Raw genomic sequence first — 23,546 nt, forward strand, 5'->3', positions numbered from 1 at the left:
GTCCATATTTATTGGTTTATGTAAAAATAGTCGCCAAAGTTTGCAGGACTGGGCGGCTATTTTTGTGATTTCGCAGTATCTTTGCCGAAGTTGTATCCAAGGCTAAAGCAGGTTAAGCCGAAACTTACAACTGCTATGAAGTCGATAATACTCATGGCTTAGCCCTCCTTTCCAAGGAATTCCCATATAAAGGGTTTCTATGTAATCGGAGAGTCACAGTCCCTCCGTAGAAGGACTAACCGCCTACCGTTATGGCAGCACCCGTATATTGAGTATAACATCAATGGATTGACGGATGAACTGAAGGCGCAGCGTCGCCCTCCGTGAGGGCGTGAGTTGAAATGATGCGTCCCCACACAACCGGCCCGATTCCTTTGTCGCCCTCCGTGAGTTGAATCTTCAAACATTGGTGGAATTATTTAGAGTATGATGTATCACACTTCGTGAGTTGAAATAACAGCAGTTATTCTGCAAGCAGAGGAGCGTTCTCTCAGGAGTGAAATGTGTTTGACATGAAAGTTAAATAATGTTAATCTATAACTAGCGTAAGCGACAACTAACCGCTCATGTATTCGCAAGAACCATGAGCGGCTATTTTTCTATTTTAATATTCGGTGAGAAAGGAGGAAAATTGTGAAGAGTCCATTTAAAATATTTTGGATCGTACTCGGTTTTCTGTGCCTGGGATTTGGTACCATCGGCATTGTGCTTCCGATTCTGCCGACAGTTCCATTCTATATGGCAACCCTGTTCTGCTTTGCGAAAAGTTCGGAACGGCTGCACAGCTGGTTTATTGGGACCCAATCATATAAGAAGCATCTCGACAGCTTCGTACAGCATCGGGCGATGACGGTAGGAACGAAATGTAAAATTATCGGGATGGTAACGGTTGTGATGGCGATCGGCTTTTTTGCTATGAAGAATGTGCCGATTGGAAGAATCTGTATTGCTGTGGTATGGATGTGCCATATTTTGTATTTCTTCCTGCGGGTCAAAACCGTAAAAACAGAAGATCATATCCTAGGAGAAACAAAATGAACAAAGTAGAAAAAAAGCGGCAGAAAGAACAGTACGTCGTGGAAGAGATGATCCGCCTGTACTGCCGGAAGAACCATGGAAAAGAGGGGCATGCATCCGGTGGGATGTGTCCGGAATGTCAGAAATTAGCGGACTATGCAAAACAGCGGAGCCAGAAATGTCCCTTCATGGAACAGAAAACATTCTGCGCAAACTGCAAAGTACACTGCTACAAGCCGGAAATGCGGGAAAAGATCCGCGCCGTTATGCGGTTTTCGGGGCCGAGGATGCTGCTGTATCATCCGATTTTAGCTATCTGGCATTTAATCTGCAGCATGAGAGAGAAGCGAAAAGCAAAAGCATAAAAGAGAGGTACTTATGATTAAAACAAGACTGGTGGGGCTGCTGTCCCACGCGAAAAAGTATATCGTGTACACGATTCTGTGGCAGTGGGCGGCGCTTCTGTCGCAGGTGATCGCGGTATTTACGATTGCCGATCTGCTGGAGCGGGTTGTGTATGGCGCGGTAACGGCGACGGCTGTGAAACGGACGGTTTTTATGCTGGCAATTGTTGTTGTGATCCGCTTTTTCTGCGAGCGGATGGGTGCGAGGTCTTCGTATCTTGCGTGTGTGGATGTGAAACGGATTCTGCGTGAAAAAATTTATGAGAAAATGCTGAAACTGGGGGCATCCTACAGCGAACAGGTATCATCCTCGGAGGTCGTACAGGTATCCACGGAAGGCGTGGAGCAGCTCGAAACCTATTTTGGAAAGTATCTTCCGCAGCTGTTCTACAGCCTGATTGCGCCGCTCACCTTGTTTGTGATCCTCTGCCGGGTGAGCATGAAAGCGAGCGTGATTCTTCTGATCTGTGTGCCGCTGATCCCGATTTCGATTGTGGTTGTGCAGAAGATTGCGAAGAAGCTTCTGAACAAATACTGGAGCATTTACACCGGCCTTGGCGATTCCTTCCTTGAAAATCTGCAGGGTCTGACGACATTAAAAATTTATCAGGCCGACCAGCAGAAAGCCGACGAGATGGATGTGGAATCCCAGAACTTCCGCCGGATCACGATGAAAGTTCTGACGATGCAGCTCAACTCAACGAGCGTGATGGACATCGTAGCATACGGCGGCGCGGCGGTTGGCATGGCGGTGGCGGTATCGGAATTTCTGAAAGGAAACCTCACCGTGTCCGGCACGCTCTGCATTGTGCTGCTGGCGAGCGAGTTTTTCCTGCCGCTTCGTCTGCTCGGATCATTCTTCCACATCGCGATGAACGGCATGGCGGCGAGTGACAAGATTTTCAAAATCCTCGATCTGCCGGAGCCGCAGACGGGAGAGCGGACGCTGCCGGACGGACCGCTGGATGTCGTGTTGGAGGATGTACATTTTTCCTATGAAGAGGACCGGGAAATCTTAAAAGGCATTGACCTGACGCTCCCGGCGGGCAGTTTTGTATCACTGGTCGGCGAATCCGGCTGCGGAAAGAGTACGATCGCGGGTATCCTTGCGGCAAAGAACCGTGGATATACAGGGCGCATCACCCTGGGCGGTGTGCCGCTCTCGGAAGTCGCTGAGACGGATCTGATGAAGCACGTTGTTCTGGTCCGCCACAATAGTTACTTATTTAAAGGAAACGTAGAAGAGAACCTGCGCATGGCGAAACCGGATGCGACGAAGGAGGAGATGGAGGCGGTTCTGCAGAAAGTCAATCTGCTGGGATTCTTACAGACACAGAACGGACTGCAGACAGAGCTTCTCGAAAAAGCAGGAAACCTCTCCGGCGGCCAGTGCCAGCGTCTTGTGATTGCGCGGGCGCTGCTTCGGAGCGACAGTGCGGTGTATATCTTTGATGAAGCCGCATCGAATATTGATGTCGAGAGTGAAGAGCTGATCATGAATGTGATTCATGAACTCGCAAAGACGAAAACGGTATTGCTGATTTCCCACCGCCTTGCGAACGTCGTACAGTCAGATCAGATTTATTTCCTGAAAAACGGTACCATCTGCGAGCGTGGAACGCATGCGGAACTGATGGAACAGAACGGAGCATACCGTCATCTGTACGACAGCCAGATGGTACTGGAAAACTATGGAAAGCAGGGGAATGCATGATGAACGAGAAGAAAAATACAGCAAAACGCAGAAGCGCCCTCCGGATTATGGGAAGCCTGATCGGGCTGGTGAAGCCATTGCTTCATATTATGATGGCGGCAATTATTCTTGGAACAATGGGATATTTATGTGCGATCTTCCTGACGATTCTGGCAGGACAGGTCATCGTGCATGGCTTACTGACGGGCGCGGCAGGGACGAGCCTTTCGGTGCAAAACATGTGGCTTGTACATACCCCGGTAAAAACGATACTCACGGTGATGATCGTGATCGCGGTGCTGCGCGGCATTCTGCATTATGCGGAGCAGTACTGCAACCACTTTATTGCTTTTAAACTGCTGGCGATCATCCGCCATAAAGTGTTTGCAGCTTTGCGGAAGCTCTGCCCGGCGAAGCTGGAAGGACGGGACAAAGGAAATCTGATTTCGATTATCACAACCGATATCGAACTTCTGGAAGTATTCTATGCGCATACGATTTCCCCGATTGCGATTGCAGCATTAACTTCTTTGATTATGGTATGCTTCATTGGAAGATACCATGTTCTGGCAGGGCTGCTTGCACTTGCGGCGTATCTGACGGTCGGCGTTGTGATCCCGATGTGGAACGGAAAGCGCGGAAGCCAGAAAGGAATGGAGTTCCGGACAGGCTTTGGCGAGCTGAACAGCTTCGTGCTGGATTCCCTGCGTGGCCTCGACGAGACGATTCAGTACGGACAGGGCGAAAAACGGAAAGAGCAGATGTCAGGGCGGTCGAAAGAACTGACTTCTGTGCAGGAAAACTTAAGCCGCATGGAAGGCTCCCAGCGGTCTGTCACCAACATGGTGATTCTTCTGGCATCGTTCGGCATGCTGGCACTGACGATCTATCTTTACACGAAAGGCGGGATCGGATTTGAGGGAGTCCTGACCTGCACAATCGCGATGATGGGTTCCTTCGGCCCGGTCGTGGCGCTGTCCAGCCTGTCGAATAACCTGAATCAGACGCTGGCAAGCGGCGAGCGTGTGCTTTCCCTTCTCGAGGAAGCGCCGCTGGTGGAGGAAATTCCGGGAGATGCGGCATCCGGCGGTGACCACGCATTTGCAGGAGCCGAGGCGCAGAATGTAACGTTTGCCTACGAAGACGAGACGATTCTGGATCAGTATTCGCTGAAACTGGAACCGGGAAAAATCACCGGCATCCACGGCGCGAGCGGTTCCGGAAAATCGACGATCTTAAAACTTCTGATGCGCTTCTGGGATGTCCAGACGGGGCGCGTTTCCGTGGACGGAGCCGATGTCCGCAAAATCCCGACAAAGCATCTGCGCGATATGGAAAGCTATGTGACGCAGGAGACACACCTGTTCCACGATTCGATTGCGAACAATATCGCTATTGCAAAACCCGGCGCGACGCGGGAAGAAATTATGGAGGCGGCGAAGAAGGTGTCCATACATGATTTCATCATGACACTGCCAAACGGCTACGACACCGAAGTCGGAGAACTCGGCGATACGCTGTCCGGCGGAGAAAAACAGCGGATCGGTATCGCGCGGGCATTCCTGCATGACGCATCCATGATCCTGCTGGACGAGCCGACATCGAATCTTGATTCCTTAAATGAAGGAATTATTCTGAAATCCCTGAAAGAATCGGCAGAAGAGAAAACCATTGTGCTCGTATCGCACAGAGTGTCCACGATGAACGTCGCGGATGTGGTATATGAAATGGAAAATGGCCGGATTTCCTGATTTTACAGCACTTGACAGAGAAAAGACGATGTGCTACACTAACAGTCGTTAAAGAAAAGACAATTAAATATCGATGTGTAAGGTGTCGGACATACGTGTCCGGTGAAAAGGGAAGCAGGTGTGAATCCTGCACGAACTCGTCACCGTATTTTGCAAGCAGGGGAATGATCCACTGGGAAACCGGGAAGGAGACCGATGCGCTGGAGTCAAATCCTGAAGCAATGAGCCGGGAGACCTGCCTTTCGCAGTACAGGAACGTTACGTTCGTGCCACGAGGAACTGGCAGTACAAAACAGGAAAGCGGACATTTGCCCCACAGCGGGTGAGATGGTTTTCTTTGTGATGAAAATACTGGAAGCCCCTCGTTGAAAAACGAAAGGGCTTCTTTCTATTTACGCGGGCAACGAGCCAAAGTCCGTGCTTGCACGAGACCTTAGCGACTGCAGCGATAACTTGAGAAACTCGCGGAGCGTGTTTCTCATAGTTTGAAATGTAAAACGTCCCCGATATTGGTTGTTGCAAAGATACCAGCAAATGGGAGGAAAACAAAAATGAAAAAGAAACTTGTAGTCGCTTTAATTTCAGCAGCTATGGTAACATCTATGCTCGGCGCATGCGGAAGCAGCAACGCATCCAGCAGCAGCGCAAGCAGCACAGCAACAAGCAGCGTAAGTGCATCTTCCGCATCTGAGGAAGACACCACAGCAGCAAGCAGCAGCGTAAGCGCATCTTCTGCATCTGAAGAGGTATCCGCAGATGCAGACCAGGAGGCAGCAGATAAAGTGGCAGCTTTGATTGACGCAATTTATGTACAGGAAAGAAATGATAACACCGACGAGCAGTGCAAAGAAGCAAAAGAGGCATGGGATGCCCTGACAGACGCGCAGAAGGAACTTGTAGAAGGAGAGAACGCAGATCCGGATTACTTCGGAAGAGACACAGGGGATGCTTCCAAGGATGATCCGTTAAACGGAGACGAGATCGGCGAGGATGAGCTTCTGGTTGTAAGCTTTGGTACTTCCTTCAACGACAGCCGTGCTGAGGATATCGGAGGCGTTGAGAAAGCTCTGCAGGCTGCATATCCGGACTGGTCCGTAAGACGTGCCTTCACTGCACAGATCATCATCAACCATGTACAGGCCCGCGATGACGAGAAGATCGACAACGTAGATCAGGCACTGGAAAGAGCTGTAAGCAATGGCGTGAAAAAACTGATTATTCAGCCGACTCATCTGATGCACGGCGCAGAGTACGACGAGCTGAAAGAAGCAGTAGATAGCTATAAAGATAAATTTGAGTCCGTAACCATCGCAGAGCCGCTGCTTGGCGAGGTTGGAAGTGACGCTACCGTAATCAACGAGGACAAACAGGCCGTTGCAGAAGCAATCACGGCACAGGCAGTAAAATCTGCAAATTATGACAGTCTGGATGCAGCAGCAGAGGACGGCACTGCTTTCGTATTTATGGGACATGGTACTTCCCACACTGCAAATGTAACCTACAGCCAGATGCAGACACAGATGGATACTCTTGGATACAAAAACGTATTCATCGGAACCGTTGAGGGCAAGCCGGAAGAGACCGCTTGCGAGAACGTGATCGAGGCAGTAAAAGCAGCCGGATACAAGAAAGTAATTCTTCGGCCGCTGATGGTTGTTGCAGGTGACCACGCAAACAACGATATGGCAGGCGAGGATGAGGATTCCTGGAAGAGCCAGTTTGAGGCATCCGGTGCATTCGACGAGATCGACACTCAGATCGAAGGTCTTGGAAGAATTGATGCTGTTGAGCAGCTGTATGTACAGCATACCAAGGCAGCTATGGACGGCAACGGCGTTCAGGACGATGCTGAATAATTAGGGGTTGCATTCCGAACGTAAAATAGAGTAAAATAAGATCCGGCAGTACGGCTGAAGAGACTCAGTGTGCTGTCGGATTTTAAGTTGAGCGGATGAAAAAGATCCGCTTCAAGGTGATACAAGGAGGAAATTTATTATGAGAAAAAAATTGGCAGTTCTTTTTCTTGGAGCAGCACTGACTGTATCCATGCTCGGCGCATGTGGCGGAAAGGATGCAGCGTCATCTTCTGCATCTGCAGTATCTGCGTCTTCTGCGGCAGACGCATCTTCCGCTTCTGTACAGGATGCATCTAAGGCAGAGAGCAGTACATCCACATCAGATGTTTCAGCAGAAAGCGCATCGGCAGCGGAGACTGCAGGAGAAAGCAACGCATCAGAGCTGGAAGACGGTACGTATACGGCAGACTTCAATACAGACAGCAATATGTTCCATGTCAATGAAGCAAAAGAAGGGAAAGGTGTCCTGACGGTAAAAGACGGAAAAATGACCATCCACGTCAGCCTGGTATCCCAAAACATTGTCAATGTCTTTGTGGGAACAAAAGAAGAAGCGCAGGCAGACGGTGCAGAGCTGATCGAGCCGACCACAGATGAGGTAACGTATTCTGACGGAACCACAGATGAAGTGTACGGCTTTGATATCCCGGTAGAAAAACTGGACGAGGATTTCAATGTTGCGATCATTGGTAAAAAAGGAACCTGGTATGATCATGTAGTCAGCGTATCCAATCCGGTACCACAGGAGTAATCCGGGAAAAAACAAAAAAGATATCCACAGAAGGTGAACCATTTTGCACCGTCTGTCCACAGAAATTGTGGACAGAGAGGGGAAAAACGGTTCCCTTTGTGGATATCTTTTCTTATTTCTCCGGAAACAGTTTGCGGAACAGAAAACGGATGAAGGGTCCGCAGTACATGAGCTGCCAGAAGAAGGCAACCGGGAAATTTAAGAACGTGGTTTGGAGCCAGACAGCGACAAATTCTTTTCCGGCATTTTTAAACAGCAGTGTTGCAATAAAACTCATAATCGGACACATAATAGCAATAATCATAATGGAAATTGCCAGCGTGATTACGATCGGACGATCCTGCGGTGTTACCATGCAAAAAGCTAATTTGTGAGCCAGATGATCCACGAGGAAAAACTCGAGGATAAAAGCGGCCGGCCACATGATTATCATCTCGTGAAACGCCATCAGAAAGAACTGATTTGTCATTCCGCCGATGTTCATGGAAATGTTGTAGCAGATCATGGCATAGACCATCAGAAAGGACATCATGAGGGTAAATACAACGTTTTGAAATTTTGTTTTTGGCATCGATTGTTCTCCTTTTCTTTGCAATTTTGAAAAATGGGCGCAAAAAAGACACATGTGTTGTTCGTTAACCAAGCAATGCACTTGTGCCGTTTCCAATCTGATACCAATCTTTTCTGCAGTTTTTAATTTTGAACCGTCGATTATTATAACGTCTCTGGCGGCGTTTGGCAAGAGGAAATTGAGAAATTTTTAAAAAAGACAGATAAACAAGAAAATTCGATGCGTGCTGGAAGCACGGTTTGGCGAATGGTGCGGGGAACGGCACCGGCGCGAAAAAGAATGGATTGCGAAACGGGAGCGGGATTGCTACAATAGAACATAGTGAAAACAAAGAGAAAACGCAAAAGGAAATCAATATTATGTCAGAGATCAGAAAAATCGAAAACTTTGCGGCGCCGGAGCTCGACGTGTATGCGCGTCTTTCAGAACCGCAGTTATTGCACTATTATGAACCGCAGCCAGGCCTTTTTCTCGCAGAGAGTCCGCGTGTCATCGAGCGCGCACTGGATGCCGGTTATGAACCGGTTTCGTTCCTTGCCGGAAGCGCAGAGCTTGCCGCAAACGAAGCACTCTTTGCGCACTGCCCGGACGCGCCGGTCTATACAGCAGAGACGAAGGTGCTGGAACAGCTCACAGGCTTTGCCCTTACGCGCGGCATGCTCTGCGCGATGCACCGCCGCACGCTTCCGGCTATGGAGGAAATCTGCCGGAATGCCCGCCGCGTGGCGATTCTGGAAAATGTCGTGAACCCGACGAATGTCGGTGCGATTTTCCGTTCCGCCGCCGCGCTTGGCATCGATGCCGTGCTCCTCACATCAGGCTGCAGCAACCCGCTGTACCGCCGCGCCATCCGCGTGAGCATGGGAAATGTCTTCCAGGTCCCGTGGACCGTGCTGCCAGGCGGCAGTTACTGGCCGGAGCAGGGAATTGCTGCACTGCAGGAACTTGGATTTTATACCGTTGCGATGGCATTAAAAGAAGACTCCGTTCCGATGGATGATCCGTCGTTAAAAACGCATGAAAAGCTCGCCATTCTGCTCGGAACCGAGGGTGACGGACTGGCAAGTGATACGATCGCTGAAACAGATGCAACCGTGCTGATTCCGATGACACACGGTGTGGATTCACTGAACGTCGCTGCGGCGAGCGCTGTCGCATTCTGGGAGCTGGCGGGAAGAAGATAAAGATGTTCCGTCGGTACCGGAGATTACGGAATAAAAATAGGATCAGAGATAGATTTTCGGGATGCATATTTTGATGCATCCCTTTTTGAATTTACGAATTTTGAAATTCCTTCCGATACATCTGCGGCGTACATCCCACTTTGTTTCGGAACTGCCGGTTGAAGTTGGAAAGGTTGCGGAAACCATTGTCGTACGCGATTTCGGACACACTCCGCGTCGTACTGCGCAGCGCCTCGCAGGCGGCTTTGATCCGAAGCTGTGTCAGATATTCAACGGCCCCGAGGCCGAAGGTCTGCTTAAAACAGCTCATAAAATAGCTTTTGCTCAAATGCGACAGCCTGGCAAGTTCCTCTATGGTAATCGGGTCGGCGAAGTGCTCCTGGATATAGGCGAGCACAGGCCGCAGGTTTTCAGCAGCCGCAGGCATGGCGGGACGATCGGTGCAGAGTTCCGGCGATGCGGCGAGCAGATAGAAGAAGCGGAGCAGCTCACTTTTCAGCAGAAGATCGGAGACAGCAGAGTTTTCACGGATGCAGCGGAAAATCTGATGGACGGATGCAGAAAGTGCAGCATAACCGGAATGTTCGGGTGAAATCGGTGCCTGGATGCGGCGCCGGGCGGAGAAAAACGGCTGCAGAATTTCCGTGTAGCTGCGGTCGTCATACCCGCCGATCAGCATATTCTGGTGGAAAACAATCGTATCATAAAACATCGACTCCTGCCCGGCGGGCAGAATGGCATGTACGAGGTTCGGCTGAATCAGAAAAATATCACCGGCATGCGCCGTAAGCAGACGGTCCTCATACTGAAAATACCCCGTTCCGCGTTTGATATAATTCAGCTCCATCTCCCCGTGCCAGTGCAGCGGTACGCCGGGAAAATAGTCGGGCATCCGGCAGTCATAATAACTGTAGGGAACCTGCATGGAGCCGTGCTGGCGTTTTTCTTTCGCAGCAGAAAGCATCATAAAATCCTCCTCCAAAAAGCATGTCCGTAAAATGCCGGGAATGGCAGAGCGTGGCATGGATAAAATCAGTTAATGTTCACTCAGCAGTGAAACACTTGCTGTTTCGCTGCGTAAGAAAGTGATTCAGGTGTGAGCAGCCCTCCTTTTGCGAAGCAAAACTTTAAATGAGGGCTGCGAAGGTTACAGTTCGCTGGGTACCAGTGAACTGTAACTAAAATCATAGAATAGTATTAGAATGAAATAGGAAATTACTGGTATTTCAGCGGATACAGTAGTAATATATCATATAGAAACACTTGCTTCAACGACGAAAATACAGCAGAAATAAGAGCGAAAGAGGGAAAGAAAAAATGTCAAAATGGTTAGATAACGCAGTATTTTATGAGATTTATCCGCAGTCCTTCAACGATACCAACGCCGACGGAATCGGAGATTTCCAGGGTATCATTGAAAAATTAGACTACATCAAGGAGCTGGGCTGCAACGCCATCTGGATCAACCCGTGCTTCCTGTCCCCATTCGGTGATGCAGGATACGATGTCGCAGATTACTGCCGCGTTGCACCGCGCTACGGAACGAATGAGGATCTGAAGAGAGTTTTCGAAGAGGCACACAAACGTGACATGCACGTTCTGCTCGACCTGGTTCCGGGCCATACATCTGTTGAGCATCCATGGTTCAAAGAATCCATGAAAGCAGACCGCAATGAATTTACAGACCGCTACGTATGGACCAATAACGTATGGGAAGCACCGGAAGGAATGGGAAGCCTGCGCGGCATTTCCGAGCGTGACGGCGCCTGCGCCATCAACTTCTTCTCCAACCAGCCGGCCCTGAACTACGGCTTTTATCAGCCGGATCCGGAAAAACCGTGGCAGCAGTCCTTTGATGATGAGGGACCGCAGGCAACGCTGGCAGCGATGGAAGATGTCATGAGATTCTGGCTGAACATGGGCTGCGACGGCTTCCGTGTCGATATGGCGGGCTCCCTGGTAAAGAACGATCAGGAAGGCAAAGGAACCATCCGCCTGTGGCAGCAGGTACGGAAATTTCTCGACGCCGAGTTCCCGGATGCAGCCATGGTATCTGAGTGGGGCGAGCCGGACAAATCCTTACAGGGCGGTTTCCACATGGACTTCCTGCTTCACTTTGGACCGTCCCATTACAACGATCTGTTCCGCTGCGATGAGCCATTCTTCTCCAAACGCGGAAAAGGAGATATCTCTGAGTTTGTAGAGACCTACAAAACCAACTACAATAAGACCGCACAGAAAGGCCTGATCTGCATCCCGTCCGGAAACCATGATATGGACCGTCTGGCACGCCGTCTGCAGGGGGATGAGCTGAAAATTGCTTTCGCTTTCCTTCTTTCCATGCCAGGTGCGCCGTTCATCTACTACGGTGATGAAATCGGTATGCGCTACGTCGAAGGCCTGAAATCCGTTGAGGGCGGATACAACCGCACCGGTTCCCGTTCTCCGATGCAGTGGGATGACAGCACCAACGCAGGATTCTCCAGCGCACCGGCCAGCGACCTCTACATCACCATGGATCCGGGCAAAGACCGTCCGACCGCAAAAGCACAGATGGCCGATCCGGATTCCCTGTACCACGAAGTTAAAAAACTCATCCAGATCCGCCAGAGCAGCAAAGCACTCTTAAGCCGCGGAACCATCGAGTTCGTTTATGCAGAGAAAAACCAGTATCCGCTGGCATACGTCCGTGAGGCTGAGGGTGAAAAAGTCCTCGTTATCATCAATCCATCCGACAAAGAGCAGTCCTTCCCATACAGTGCAGAGCTGAAGGATGCCCTCTACACGATCGGAGGAAAAGCAGAATCCAAAGACGGAACCATCACCATCCCGGCACAGTCCGCAGGATTCTATCATATCTGATCGAAAATAAAAATGACAGGGAGATCCAATCGAATTTTTTCGGAGGATCTCCCTGTTTTTAAATATGATACACTCTCAGCTCATGCAATGCCCTGGTCGCTGCAATATACTGCGCCTGCATCATCATCTCCCTTTTCTCGTCCTTCGGGAAAATCGAGAACACCTGATCAAACTCCAGCCCTTTTGCCAGATAAAATGTGGTAACCGTCAGTCCTTTCTTAAAACTGGAGCTGTCACGGTTCAGCCAAGAAAGCCGCTTCTCACAGTCAAAATCTTTTTCCGCCAGAATCTCCCGTAAAATCAAATAAGCCCGTTCCGCCGTCTTCTCATCCGGTACAATCACCGCCGCCGTCTCATACGTTTTCTCCTCTGGAAACAGCGTATCCACTGCCTCCCGCAGAGCCGCCTCAAGATCCGTGACATCCCGTTCCAACACCGGCATTCCGTGCCGTTCAAACAGCTCCAGATCCGTCACGCCAATGAGATTTGCCGCATACGACGCAATTTCCACCGTATTCCGGTAACTCTTCCGCATCTCAATCCGCCGCAGATCCTTCCCGAAAATCCCCGGTAAAAACTGCAGTACATCCTGCTGCTGATCCGCCATCGTCTGCGCCCGGTCCCCGAGAATCGTCATCTTACAGGAAAACATCCGCCGGATAATCAGATACTGCAGCCGTGAATAATCCTGCATCTCATCAATCACCAGATGCTTAATATTCGACCGCTCCGCCTGCCGCGACAGCCGGTATTTCAGATACAGAACCGGATACACATCCTCATACCGCAGCTTCCGCTTCTCCAACGGCCGCCGCGGCAGCGTCTGATAACCTTCCTTCTTCAGAAAACGATTGTAGAGAACATAAAAATCCATCGTCTCATACATCTTCCGGAACTTCTCAATCAGCGGAATCCGCTCCTCCTCCGGCAGATCCCGGTTCAGCAGCGTCTCGATCTCGTCAATAAACGTCTCCGCCACCGCATCCATCCGCGAGAGCAGCGGAATATCCGCAAACTTGTCATAAAACAGCGTAATAATCTCCGATTCCGACTTCACAAACGACTTATACGAAACGTCTGAGAAATTCATCAGCTCGTCCTCAAGTTCCAGCGCAAATCCCTCCATCTGGTCCACAAACGATTGCGACTGTTTTAAAGCAAACCGTTCTGCGGCTTTTGGATCCCGCATCTCCCGCTCAATCTGATCACAGCGATCCTCACAGTCCGCCGCCGTGTCCTGTAATTTGCGGTAAGCAAAGAGATCAAAACTCATCTCCTGAATATTCTCCTCACCGAGTTCCGGCAGAATATGTGAAATATAATCCGAAAATACCCCGTTCGGCGATAAAATCAGAATATTCGAAGACTTCAGATTCTGTCTGTCATGATACAAAAGGTAGGCAATCCGATGCAGCGCCACCGATGTCTTGCCGCTTCCCGCCGCTCCCTGAATTACCAGAATCCGGTCCTTTGTATTGCGGATGATCGCATTCTGTTCCTTCTGAATTGTGCGGATAATATTCTTCAGCTGTACCTCGCCGTTGCTGCCAAGCTCCGCCTTTAAAATATCATCATCAATTTTCACATCACTCTCAAATCCGTAAATCATCTTTCCATCCCGGATCTTATACTGCCACTTGGAACAGATTTCCCCTGTCATCTCGCCGCCCGGCGCCAGATAGGAAGCCGGCCCGCGGTCAAAATCGTAGAAAAGACCGCTGACCGGGCTTCTCCAGTCGTAAATCAGCGGCAGCTCGCCCGGCCGCTCCGCAAAATTGCCGATGCCGATATAGAAAATTTCCGGCTCATCATCCCCGTCATAGCGGAAATCCACACGCCCGAAGAACGGAGAATCCAGCATTTTCCGGAAGCGGCTCCGCAGAAGAAGCTGCTCCTGATTCGCATTCACCTGATGCAGCAGCGCCTGCTGATTGTCGTAATCCTCATATCCGTACTGGTCCATCTCGGTATAGTTCTGCCAGTAATAATCGTGCATATTTTCAATCTCTTTCTGTCCGTCCAGCAGAGACTGGCTGATCTCGGCAAGACGCGCCTGCAGCTTTTCCAGCACAAAAGAAAGATATTCCTGTCCGTTTTTCTGGTCTGTCATAAAAGGAAACCTCCTCTTAAAAATATAATGTCGAGTGCCGGAAAACCCGGCTGATCTTATCAGTATAGCAGACAGGCACGTTTCCTGCAATTCAAACATAAAATAAAGAAAAATCCCCTTTGAGGTGCCGCTTTTCTTGGAACCCTTTTTAAAACCACTGTCTGCACAGGAAGAAAAAAGCTGTCTGGATGCGTATCAGAGGGGCGATACAAAAGCCAGAGACATTCTGGTCGAGCGGAATCTGCGCCTGGTCGCGCACGTTGTGAAAAAGTATCAGGGCCTGCCCGATGATCTCGACGATCTGATTTCCATTGGAACGATCGGCCTCATCAAGGCGGTGATGACATATGATTCGAAAAAAGGAAACCGGCTGGCCGCATACGCCGCCCGCTGTATTGATAATGAGCTGCTGATGTATCTTCGGAGCAAAAAGAAAACGGCACGGGAGATTTCCCTCTACGAGCCGATCGGAACCGACAAGGAGGGAAATGAGATCCATCTGCTCGACATCGTGGAGGGCGGCGGGGAGGATATCGCGGAACAGTACAACCGGAAAGAGGACGCGGTGCGACTGTACTGTTATCTGGATTCGGAATTAAAAGAGCAGGAAAAACAGGTGCTTCTTCTCCGGTACGGCCTTGGCGGAAAAGCAGAATACACACAGAAACAGGTCGCTGCCCGGCTCGGCATCAGCCGTTCGTACGTGTCGCGGATCGAGAAGAATGCAATTGAAAAGTTGCGGTTACGGTTTGCCGCTTCGTAAATGCTTGACATTTCAAACGGACTGCTTCTATAATAAAGGGTAAGGAAATCAGGTGCAGAAAAGGTTTCCTTATCCTTACTTTTTCGAACAAAAATCAAAGATAATATCTTCCCGGTGTTCTTGCCGGACATTTTCCCAAAATGAAAAATAAATAGGAACTATACGACCTGCTACTGAAAGAAAAGGAGGTTTTCTTTGTATTGCAGTGTATTATCAGCCACCGTCTCGGGCATGGAGATGATTCCGGTGCAGGTGGAGGCGGATGTCAGTGACGGCATGCCGCAGTTTACGATGGTCGGCTACGTGAGTGCCCAGGTAAAGGAGGCGCAGGACCGCGTGCGGACAGCCCTCAAAAACATGGGAATTTCCCTGCCGCCGAAACGAATTACGATTAATTTATCCCCGGCGGACGTCCGAAAAGAAGGATCGCGTTTCGATCTTCCGATTGCAGCGGGCGTTCTGATGACGCTCGGCCGGATTCCGCCCGGGTCACTCCGGAAAACGATGGTGCTCGGCGAACTCGGCCTTGACGGCCATGTGCAGGAGATCAGCGGTGTATTTCCGGCAGCGGCGAAGGCGCGGGAGCTTGGATGCACAACGCTTCTTGTTCCAGCCGGAAATGCCGCGGAAGGGGGTCTGGTCGGCGGGCTTCACGTCGTTGGAATCCAGAATTTACAGGAGCTTTTGAACTACTGCTGTGAAGGGAAAATGCCGTCGCTTCCGTCTATAGAAAATCAAAAGAAGGAGGACGGAAAAGAGCCGGACTTTTCCGAAGTGCAGGGCCAGACGGCGGCGCGGCGGGCGGCGCTCATCGCTGCGGCCGGATTTCACAATCTGCTGATGCTGGGGCCGCCGGGCAGCGGAAAATCCATGATCGCAAGGCGGATTCCGACGATCATGCCTCCGATGTCTGAGGAGGAGCAGATGGAAGTAACGCGGATCTACAGCATCGCCGGAATGCTTGCCAAAGGAGAGGGTGTCCGCCGGGAGCGGCCCTTCCGTGCTCCGCATCACACGGTGTCGCCGCAGGCTCTTGCAGGCGGCGGAAAACAGCCGTCCCCGGGCGAAATTACGCTGGCACACCGCGGCGTTCTCTTCCTTGATGAACTCCCGGAGATGACGCGCACAACCATTGAGATCCTGCGCCAGCCGCTCGAGGAGCACCGGATTGTGATTTCCCGTGTCAGCGGAAACTATGTGTTCCCGGCGTCATTTCTGATGGTGGCGGCAATGAACCCCTGCCCCTGCGGCTTTTACCCCGACTTATCGCGCTGTACCTGCGCACCCGGCGACATCAGCCGGTATCTCTCGAGAGTCAGCCAGCCGTTCCTCGACCGCATGGATCTCTGCGTGCAGGTGGAAGCACTTTCCTACGAGGATCTGCACGGCGAGGAGCGGTGCGAATCCTCGGCCAAGATGCGGGAAAAAGCGACGGCAGCGGCGGAAATTCAGGCGGCGCGCTACCGGCAGGAGTCGATTCATTTCAATAGCGAACTGAAAGCAGGCCAGATCGAGAAATACTGTATCCTGGAAAAGGCAGCGGAAGAGCTTTTAGAGGATGCCTTCCGCCGCCTGCGCCTCAGCGCGCGTTCCTACCACGGGATTATCCGCACCGCGCGGACAATTGCGGATCTGGACGGGGCGGTCAAAATCGGCGTGCCGCATATCAGCGAGGCGATCTGCTTTCGGAGCGCCGACAAAAGTATATGGAGGATCTGACGTATGGCGATGGAAATCTTTACAGTCGGCCGCGGGCAGGAGGGCTATCCGGAGCGGCTTATGCCGTTCGCGGACATGCCGTCCCGCCTTTTCGTGCGGGGCGCGCTGCCGGCGGATGAGCAGAAAACAGCGGCGATTGTGGGCGCGCGGATATGTACGGCGTACGGAAAGAGCCAGGCGGCCTTTTTCGCGCAGGTGCTGGCGGCAAACGGCGTGGCGGTGATCAGCGGACTGGCGTGCGGAATCGACGCGGCGGCGCACGAGGGGGCACTGCGCGGAAAGGGAAAGACGTTTGCCGTGCTTGGCTGCGGCGTGGATATCTGCTATCCGAAACAGAATTACCCGCTGATGCGGCGGATGCTGGAAAACGGAGGCGGTGTCTTAAGCGAATTTCCGCCGGGCGCAGAGCCGCTTCCGTGGCATTTCCCGATCCGCAACCGCGTGATCAGTGCGCTGGCAGATGTCGTTCTGGTAATTGAGGCAAAAGAGAAGAGCGGCTCGCTCATTACGGCGGACTACGCGCTGGAGCAGGGAAAAACGGTATTTGCCCTGCCCGGACGGACAACGGATGCGACAAGCCGCGGCTGCAACCGCCTGATCGCGCAGGGAGCGGAAATTGCGATTTCACCCGAAACGATTCTCGAGGAGCTGGGCGTGAAAAAGGCCGGGACAAAAAGAGCCGCACCGCGTCCGCGCTATGGAAAAGAGGCGGAAATGGTTCTGAAAACACTCGCGGCAGAACCGCAGAATCTTGCACAGCTTGCCGGCAGCACCGGAATCCCGCTGCAGGAGCTGACCGGCATTCTGCTGGCACTCGAAATTGACGGCGTTATTGCGGAAAATCCGCCGGGCGTGTACATGGCGTTATCGTAAAAGGGACGAGGAAAAGAAAGGTTTTGTGATATTCCGCCCGGTGCACAATTATAATAGAAGAAAAAGAAAAAAGGGGGCTCTTCTGCGCCGCGTGCATGTCTGAAAAAGGAAAAAGAAAAGAAAAAAATCAGGAAAAATCGTTAAAAAATAGAAAAAATCCTGTTATTTTGTCGGGAAACATCGAAAAATGGTACATTTTAAAAATGGAAAACACTTGCAAGAAAAAACTTTTTGGTGTATAGTCAGTGGAAGTTACGACTAATTTAGGAATTATTCTGGAATTTGTAATGATGCAGAACTATGCGATATGAAAAACGCAATATAGATCTGGACAGTTATAAAAATATGTATTCAGGAGGCATCAGAGGTGGCAAAATATCTTGTAATAGTGGAATCACCGGCAAAAGTCAAGACGGTGAAAAAGTATCTCGGGGCAAATTACGAAGTTGCAGCATCTATGGGCCATGTGCGCGATCTGCCGAAAAGCCGGCTTGGAATTGATGTAGAACATGACTTTGAACCAAAATATATCACCATCCGCGGAAAAGGAGAGCTTCTGGCATCTCTTCGAAAAGCCGCAAAAAAAGCAGATAAAGTTTATCTCGCAACTGACCCTGACCGCGAGGGAGAGGCAATTTCCTGGCATCTGTCGATTGCGCTGAATCTCGATGAGAACAAGATGCGCCGCATCACCTTCAACGAGATCACAAAATCAGCAGTCAAAGCGTCGATCAAACAGGCACGCGACATCGATATGAACCTGGTGGACGAGCAGCAGGCGCGCCGCTGCCTCGACCGTATGGTAGGTTATGAAATCAGTCCATTGTTATGGAAGAAAATCAAACGCGGACTTTCCGCCGGCCGTGTGCAGTCCGTTGCACTGCGCATCATCGGCGACCGCGAGGATGAGATCAATGCGTTCATTCCGAAAGAATACTGGACACTGGAAGCAGATCTGAAAATTCCGGGCGAGAAGAAACCGCTCGTCGCAAAATTCCACGGCAAAGGCAGTGAAAAGATGGCGGTCGAGACGAAAGAGCAGCTCGATGAAATCTTAAAGGGACTGGAAAATGAGACCTTTACCGTATCCGAAGTGAAAAAAGGAGAGCGTTCCAAGAAAGCGCCGCTTCCGTTCACCACGAGTACCCTGCAGCAGGAAGCATCGAAGGTGCTGAACTTCTCCACGCAGAAGACGATGCGTCTGGCGCAGCAGCTCTACGAGGGCGTGGAAGTAAAAGGAAAGGGAACGATCGCTCTGATTTCCTATCTGCGTACCGATTCTACACGAATCAGCGAGGAGGCCGATGCGGCAGCACGTTCCTTTATCCAGGAGCAGTACGGCACAAAATATACCGCAAGCGGGGACACGACGGAGAATAAAAACAGCAAGGCACAGGATGCGCACGAGGCCATCCGTCCGACCGATGTGACGAATACACCGGTAATGGTAAAAGAATCCCTGCCAAGAGATCTGTTCCGCCTGTATCAGCTGATCTGGAAACGCTTTGTGGCAAGCCGCATGCAGCCAGCCGTCTATGAGACAATTTCCGCACGGATCAATGCAGGAGAGTATCTCTTTACAGCAGCTTCCTCCCGTCTGGCATTTGATGGTTTCATGTCCGTTTACACCGATCCGGATGAGGAAAAGAAAGAGAAAAACGCCGCTGTCCGGAGCCTGGAGGCAGGAACGAAGCTGGCACTGGAAAAGATGGATCCGCAGCAGCACTTCACACAGCCGCCGGCACACTACACCGAGGCATCCCTTGTCAAAACACTTGAGGAACTCGGCATCGGCCGTCCAAGTACGTATGCGCCGACCATCACAACGATCATCAACCGCCGTTACGTGGCAAAGGAGAACAAGAACCTCTATATGACAGAGCTCGGCGAGGTGGTCAACAACATGATGAAAGAGGCATTCCCGAGCATCGTGGATGTCAACTTTACGGCAACGATGGAAGCTCTGCTCGACAGGGTTGGAGATGGAAGTGTTCCGTGGAAGACAGTAGTCGAGAACTTCTGGCCGGATCTCTATGAGGCGGTCACAGAGGCAGAAAAGAACCTCGAAGAAGTTAAGGTAGAGGATGAGGTGACAGATGTCATCTGCGAGAACTGCGGCCGCAACATGGTGGTCAAATACGGCCCGCACGGAAAATTCCTCGCCTGCCCGGGATTCCCGGACTGCAAGAACACGAAGCCGTATCTGGAAAAGATCGGTGTTCCGTGTCCGAAGTGCGGAAAAGAAGTGATCCTGCGCAAGACGAAAAAAGGACGGAAATATTATGGATGCGAAAACAATCCGGAATGCGATTTCATGTCCTGGCAGAAACCGTCTGCCAAGAAATGCCCGCAGTGCGGCGGCTATATGCTGGAAAAAGGCAATAAGCTGGTCTGCGCGGACGAGCAGTGCGGCTATGTAGAAGCACGCGAAAAGAAAGACGAAGACTGAGAATGACAAAGCGGTCTGTACTGGTGAAAAACTGGTGCAGGCCGTTTTTTTGCTTATCGCGGCGGAAAAACAGGAAGATCCGAAAAAATTTAGCATGAATTTTTATAAAATTTATAGTTTTCTGAAAAATATATTGATTTCCGGAAAACTACATGATAGAATGAGCTTAGTTTTAAGGGTTGTCTGAAAAAGGCATCAGTGTGCATTTTTTTCGGCGGATACGCCAAAAAAATGCAGAAAATAAAGAAAGGAGAAGAACATGAGCGTACAACTGCTGGATAAAACCAGAAAAATCAACAAACTGCTTCATAACAATCACTCCACGAAGGTCGTGTTCAACGATATCTGTGAAGTCCTGATGGAAACGTTAAGTTCCAATATCCTGGTGATCAGTAAAAAAGGAAAAGTGCTGGGCATCAGCCTTTGCCCGGGCGTGGAAGAAATTACGGAGCTGATCGAGGATAAGGTGGGCGGTTATGTCGATGCCGCATTAAACGAGCGTCTCCTCGGCGTACTCTCCACAAAAGAGAACGTCAATTTACAGACCCTCGGCTTTGAGCGGCCTGGTGTAGAGCGCTACACCGCAATTATCTGCCCGATCGAGATCGCCGGAGAACGCCTTGGTACCGTATTTATGTACCGCTGCACCCCGCAATACGATATCGACGATATCATCGTCAGTGAGTATGGCACAACCGTTGTCGGACTGGAAATGATGCGTTCCGTCAACGAGGAAAATGTGGAGGAAAACCGCAAGGTTCAGGTGGTTAAATCCGCATTCAACACGCTGTCCTTCTCCGAACTGGAAGCCATCATCCATATCTTTGATGAACTGAACGGGGATGAGGGCATTCTGGTTGCAAGCAAAATTGCAGACCGCGTCGGCATCACAAGATCCGTCATCGTAAATGCCCTCCGCAAATTCGAGAGCGCAGGCGTCATCGAGTCCCGTTCCAGCGGTATGAAGGGAACGTATATCAAGGTATTAAATGATTATATCTTTGATGAACTCGACGAGATCAAAGCAAGAAAGAACCTGAAAGGAAAGGGCGATGCCCATCCGGACGAGGCGAAAAAATAAAAAAGTGGAATGTAGAAAAGAATCGGAGCCGTTTAAGAATGGCGCCGTTTCTTTTTGTGCAAAAAGCATTCGGGGAGCGGAAAAAAATGGTATCATTCCCGTTTTTAGGAATAAACTATAATTAGATTCTAAAGAGAGTATAAAATATGAAAAAATTGCCAAAATAAGAAAAAACGAGGAAATAAGAGAAATTAAGAGTTATCACGAGAGAAAAAAAGAGAATTACAAAATTCATGCATTTGCGAAATGAGGTGGAAAACACTATAGTAAGAACCATCAAGTAGCACTCGAATGAACTGAGTGCTAATAAATAAAACTGAATGAAATCTTGAAGGAGGAAACATAAATGAAGTTAGTACCTTTAGGTGACAGAGTTGTATTAAAAGAGTTAAAAGCAGAGGAAACCACAAAATCCGGTATCGTACTTCCGGGACAGGCACAGGAGAAACCGCAGCAGGCTGAGGTTATCGCAGTAGGACCTGGAAAAGTAGAAGACGGCAAAGAAGTAAAAATGGAAGTTGCAGTCGGAGATCAGGTAATCTATTCCAAATATGCAGGAACCAACGTCAAACTGGAAGATGAAGAGTACATCATCGTAAAACAGGATGACATTCTGGCAGTTGTAAAATAAAGAATAATCAAGTAAAAATCAGGAGGCATGACAATCATGGCAAAAGAGATTAAATATGGAGCAGAGGCAAGAAACGCTCTTCAGAATGGTGTAAACCAGCTTGCAGATACCGTACGTGTAACCCTTGGACCGAAAGGAAGAAACGTTGTTCTGGACAAACAGTACGGCGCTCCGCTCATCACAAACGATGGTGTTACGATTGCAAAAGAGATCGAGCTGGCAGACGGTTTTGAAAACATGGGCGCACAGCTCATCAAAGAAGTTGCTGCAAAGACCAACGACGTAGCAGGTGATGGTACCACAACCGCAACCGTTCTGGCACAGGCTATGGTAAACGAAGGAATGAAAAACCTGGCAGCAGGTGCGAACCCGATCGTTCTTCGTAAGGGAATGAAGAAAGCAACCGATAAAGCTGTTCAGATCCTTGCAGAGATGAGCCAGCCGGTAGCAGGCAAAGAGCAGATTGCAAAAGTTGCAGCTGTTTCTTCCGGAAGCGAAGAAGTAGGCCAGATGGTAGCTGACGCTATGGAAAAAGTTTCCAAAGACGGCGTTATCACCATCGAGGAGTCCAAGACCATGCAGAACGAGCTGGAGCTGGTAGAAGGTATGCAGTTCGACCGTGGATATATCTCCGCTTACATGTGCACCGATATGGAGAAAATGGAAGCCGTTCTCGACAATCCATATATCCTGATTACCGATAAGAAACTGTCCAACATTCAGGAAGTTCTTCCGCTGCTGGAGCAGATCGTACAGAGCGGCGCAAGACTACTGATCATCGCTGAGGACGTAGAGGGCGAGGCTCTCCAGACACTCGTGATCAACAAACTGCGCGGAACCTTCAACGTAGTAGCTGTCAAAGCACCGGGATACGGCGACAGAAGAAAAGCAATGCTCGAGGATATCGCAATCCTGACCGGCGGCCAGGTGATCTCCGAGGAAGTTGGTCTGGAATTAAAAGACGCTACTCTGGAAATGCTCGGACGTGCAAAATCTGTTAAAGTTCAGAAAGAGAACACCGTTATCGTTGACGGTGCCGGCGCAAAAGATGCCATCGCAGCAAGAATCGGCCAGATCAGATCCCAGATCGAGGAGACCACTTCTGAGTTCGATAAAGAGAAACTGCAGGAGAGACTGGCAAAAATGGCAGGCGGCGTAGCTGTTATCCGTGTAGGTGCAGCAACCGAGACCGAGATGAAAGAAGAAAAACTCCGTATGGAGGATGCTTTAAATGCAACGAGAGCAGCCGTAGAAGAGGGTATCATCGCAGGCGGCGGTTCTGCATACATTCATGTAACAACACAGCTTGCAGAGCTGATTGACAGCCTGGACGGCGACGAGAAGATCGGTGCAAGAATCGTACAGAAAGCACTCGAGGCTCCTCTGTTCCACATCGTAACAAACGCAGGTCTGGAAGGCGCTGTTGTGATCAACAAAGTAAAAGAGTCCAAAGTAGGTGTTGGATTTGATGCATACAACGAAGAGTATGTAGACATGATCCAGGCTGGTATCCTTGATCCGGTTAAGGTTACCAGAAGCGCACTGCAGAACGCTACCAGCGTTTCCGCAACCCTGCTGACCACCGAGTCCGTAGTTTCCACCATCAAAGAGCCGGCTCCGGCTATGCCGGCAGGCGCAGACGGCGGAATGGGAATGATGTAATTTCCGGGATAAAAATGTCTGGTAAAACAAAATAAGAAAACCGGCTGGCAAAGACCGTAGCGGAACATGGGTTCCGAAGTCCTGTCTTTGCCGGCCGGTTTTTTAGTGGAAAGTTTTTCTTCCATTTCGCATGGCTCTGAATCGTTACAAAAAATTTCAGAAAGTTTTC

18 protein-coding genes and 1 riboswitch are annotated in these 23,546 nt (G+C 50.2%); of the genes, 15 read left to right on the forward strand and 3 right to left on the reverse strand.

Going from position 1 to position 23,546, the window contains the following annotated elements:
- The first annotated feature begins 633 nt into the window (after positions 1-633).
- From DW915_RS07730 to DW915_RS07755, 6 genes are all read left to right on the forward strand, one after another.
- Entirely contained in the window at positions 634-1,038 is a 405-nt protein-coding gene (locus tag DW915_RS07730; protein WP_117761007.1) for a YbaN family protein, read from the forward strand.
- Positions 1,035-1,382 (forward strand): nitrous oxide-stimulated promoter family protein, encoded by a 348-nt coding sequence (locus DW915_RS07735; RefSeq protein ID WP_022462170.1) that lies wholly within the window; start codon positions 1,035-1,037, stop codon positions 1,380-1,382. Before DW915_RS07730 ends, DW915_RS07735 begins: the two co-directional genes overlap by 4 nt.
- 13 nt (positions 1,383-1,395) lie before the next feature.
- Positions 1,396-3,135 carry an ABC transporter ATP-binding protein/permease gene (locus DW915_RS07740; protein ID WP_118741889.1) on the forward strand — a complete coding sequence of 580 codons (1,740 nt, stop codon included), beginning with the start codon at positions 1,396-1,398 and terminating at the stop codon, positions 3,133-3,135.
- Complete coding sequence (locus DW915_RS07745; RefSeq protein WP_118741934.1) at positions 3,135-4,865, forward strand: amino acid ABC transporter ATP-binding/permease protein; 1,731 nt, start codon at positions 3,135-3,137, stop codon at positions 4,863-4,865. Before DW915_RS07740 ends, DW915_RS07745 begins: the two co-directional genes overlap by 1 nt.
- Before the next feature lie 63 nt (positions 4,866-4,928).
- Positions 4,929-5,122, forward strand: a riboswitch (cobalamin riboswitch).
- A 294-nt stretch (positions 5,123-5,416) separates the two neighbouring features.
- Complete coding sequence (locus DW915_RS07750) at positions 5,417-6,721, forward strand: sirohydrochlorin cobaltochelatase (RefSeq protein WP_118741890.1); 1,305 nt, start codon at positions 5,417-5,419, stop codon at positions 6,719-6,721.
- 139 nt (positions 6,722-6,860) lie between these two features.
- The gene (locus DW915_RS07755; RefSeq protein WP_118741891.1) at positions 6,861-7,472 is read left to right on the forward strand and encodes a hypothetical protein; all 612 of its coding nucleotides are present in this window, start codon (positions 6,861-6,863) and stop codon (positions 7,470-7,472) included.
- A 112-nt stretch (positions 7,473-7,584) separates the two neighbouring features.
- Here DW915_RS07755 and DW915_RS07760 read toward each other — a convergent pair whose 3' ends face one another.
- Entirely contained in the window at positions 7,585-8,043 is a 459-nt protein-coding gene (locus tag DW915_RS07760) for a DUF2798 domain-containing protein (protein ID WP_118741892.1), read from the reverse strand.
- Between the two features lie 359 nt (positions 8,044-8,402).
- On the opposite strand from DW915_RS07760, the gene DW915_RS07765 reads away from it, so the two are divergent.
- Positions 8,403-9,227 (forward strand): TrmH family RNA methyltransferase, encoded by an 825-nt coding sequence (locus DW915_RS07765; protein WP_022462176.1) that lies wholly within the window; start codon positions 8,403-8,405, stop codon positions 9,225-9,227.
- A gap of 91 nt (positions 9,228-9,318) precedes the next feature.
- Here DW915_RS07765 and DW915_RS07770 read toward each other — a convergent pair whose 3' ends face one another.
- Positions 9,319-10,194, reverse strand: coding sequence for a helix-turn-helix domain-containing protein (locus DW915_RS07770; RefSeq protein WP_158581041.1), 876 nt, complete (start codon positions 10,192-10,194; stop codon positions 9,319-9,321).
- Positions 10,195-10,544: 350 nt separating this feature from the next.
- Between DW915_RS07770 and DW915_RS07775 the strand changes: the two genes are divergently transcribed.
- Positions 10,545-12,089: an alpha-amylase family glycosyl hydrolase gene (locus tag DW915_RS07775; RefSeq protein ID WP_117761016.1), complete on the forward strand. Its 1,545-nt coding sequence runs from the start codon at positions 10,545-10,547 to the stop codon at positions 12,087-12,089.
- Positions 12,090-12,147: 58 nt separating this feature from the next.
- Here DW915_RS07775 and DW915_RS07780 read toward each other — a convergent pair whose 3' ends face one another.
- Positions 12,148-14,199, reverse strand: a complete 2,052-nt coding sequence (locus tag DW915_RS07780) for a HelD family protein (RefSeq protein WP_118741894.1) — start codon at positions 14,197-14,199, stop codon at positions 12,148-12,150.
- A gap of 136 nt (positions 14,200-14,335) precedes the next feature.
- Between DW915_RS07780 and sigK the strand changes: the two genes are divergently transcribed.
- From sigK to groL, 7 genes are all read left to right on the forward strand, one after another.
- A complete protein-coding gene (gene sigK / locus DW915_RS07785; RefSeq protein WP_022462180.1) occupies positions 14,336-14,962 on the forward strand; it encodes an RNA polymerase sporulation sigma factor SigK in 627 nt (208 codons plus the stop codon).
- 195 nt (positions 14,963-15,157) lie between these two features.
- Positions 15,158-16,681 carry a YifB family Mg chelatase-like AAA ATPase gene (locus tag DW915_RS07790; protein WP_118741895.1) on the forward strand — a complete coding sequence of 508 codons (1,524 nt, stop codon included), beginning with the start codon at positions 15,158-15,160 and terminating at the stop codon, positions 16,679-16,681.
- A gap of 3 nt (positions 16,682-16,684) precedes the next feature.
- Positions 16,685-17,554, forward strand: coding sequence for a DNA-processing protein DprA (dprA, locus tag DW915_RS07795; protein WP_022462182.1), 870 nt, complete (start codon positions 16,685-16,687; stop codon positions 17,552-17,554).
- A gap of 367 nt (positions 17,555-17,921) precedes the next feature.
- The gene (gene topA / locus DW915_RS07800; RefSeq protein ID WP_022462183.1) at positions 17,922-20,003 is read left to right on the forward strand and encodes a type I DNA topoisomerase; all 2,082 of its coding nucleotides are present in this window, start codon (positions 17,922-17,924) and stop codon (positions 20,001-20,003) included.
- Positions 20,004-20,262: 259 nt separating this feature from the next.
- The gene (gene codY / locus DW915_RS07805) at positions 20,263-21,084 is read left to right on the forward strand and encodes a GTP-sensing pleiotropic transcriptional regulator CodY (RefSeq protein ID WP_022462184.1); all 822 of its coding nucleotides are present in this window, start codon (positions 20,263-20,265) and stop codon (positions 21,082-21,084) included.
- A gap of 346 nt (positions 21,085-21,430) precedes the next feature.
- On the forward strand, positions 21,431-21,715 hold the full coding sequence (gene groES, locus DW915_RS07810) for a co-chaperone GroES (RefSeq protein ID WP_022462185.1): 285 nt from the start codon (positions 21,431-21,433) through the stop codon (positions 21,713-21,715).
- A gap of 36 nt (positions 21,716-21,751) precedes the next feature.
- Positions 21,752-23,377, forward strand: coding sequence for a chaperonin GroEL (groL, locus tag DW915_RS07815; protein ID WP_022462186.1), 1,626 nt, complete (start codon positions 21,752-21,754; stop codon positions 23,375-23,377).
- Positions 23,378-23,546 lie beyond the last annotated feature (169 nt).

The sequence above is a fragment of the Blautia sp. AM42-2 genome (assembly GCF_003480245.1).
Taxonomy (GTDB): Bacteria; Bacillota; Clostridia; order Lachnospirales; family Lachnospiraceae; genus Fusicatenibacter; species Fusicatenibacter saccharivorans.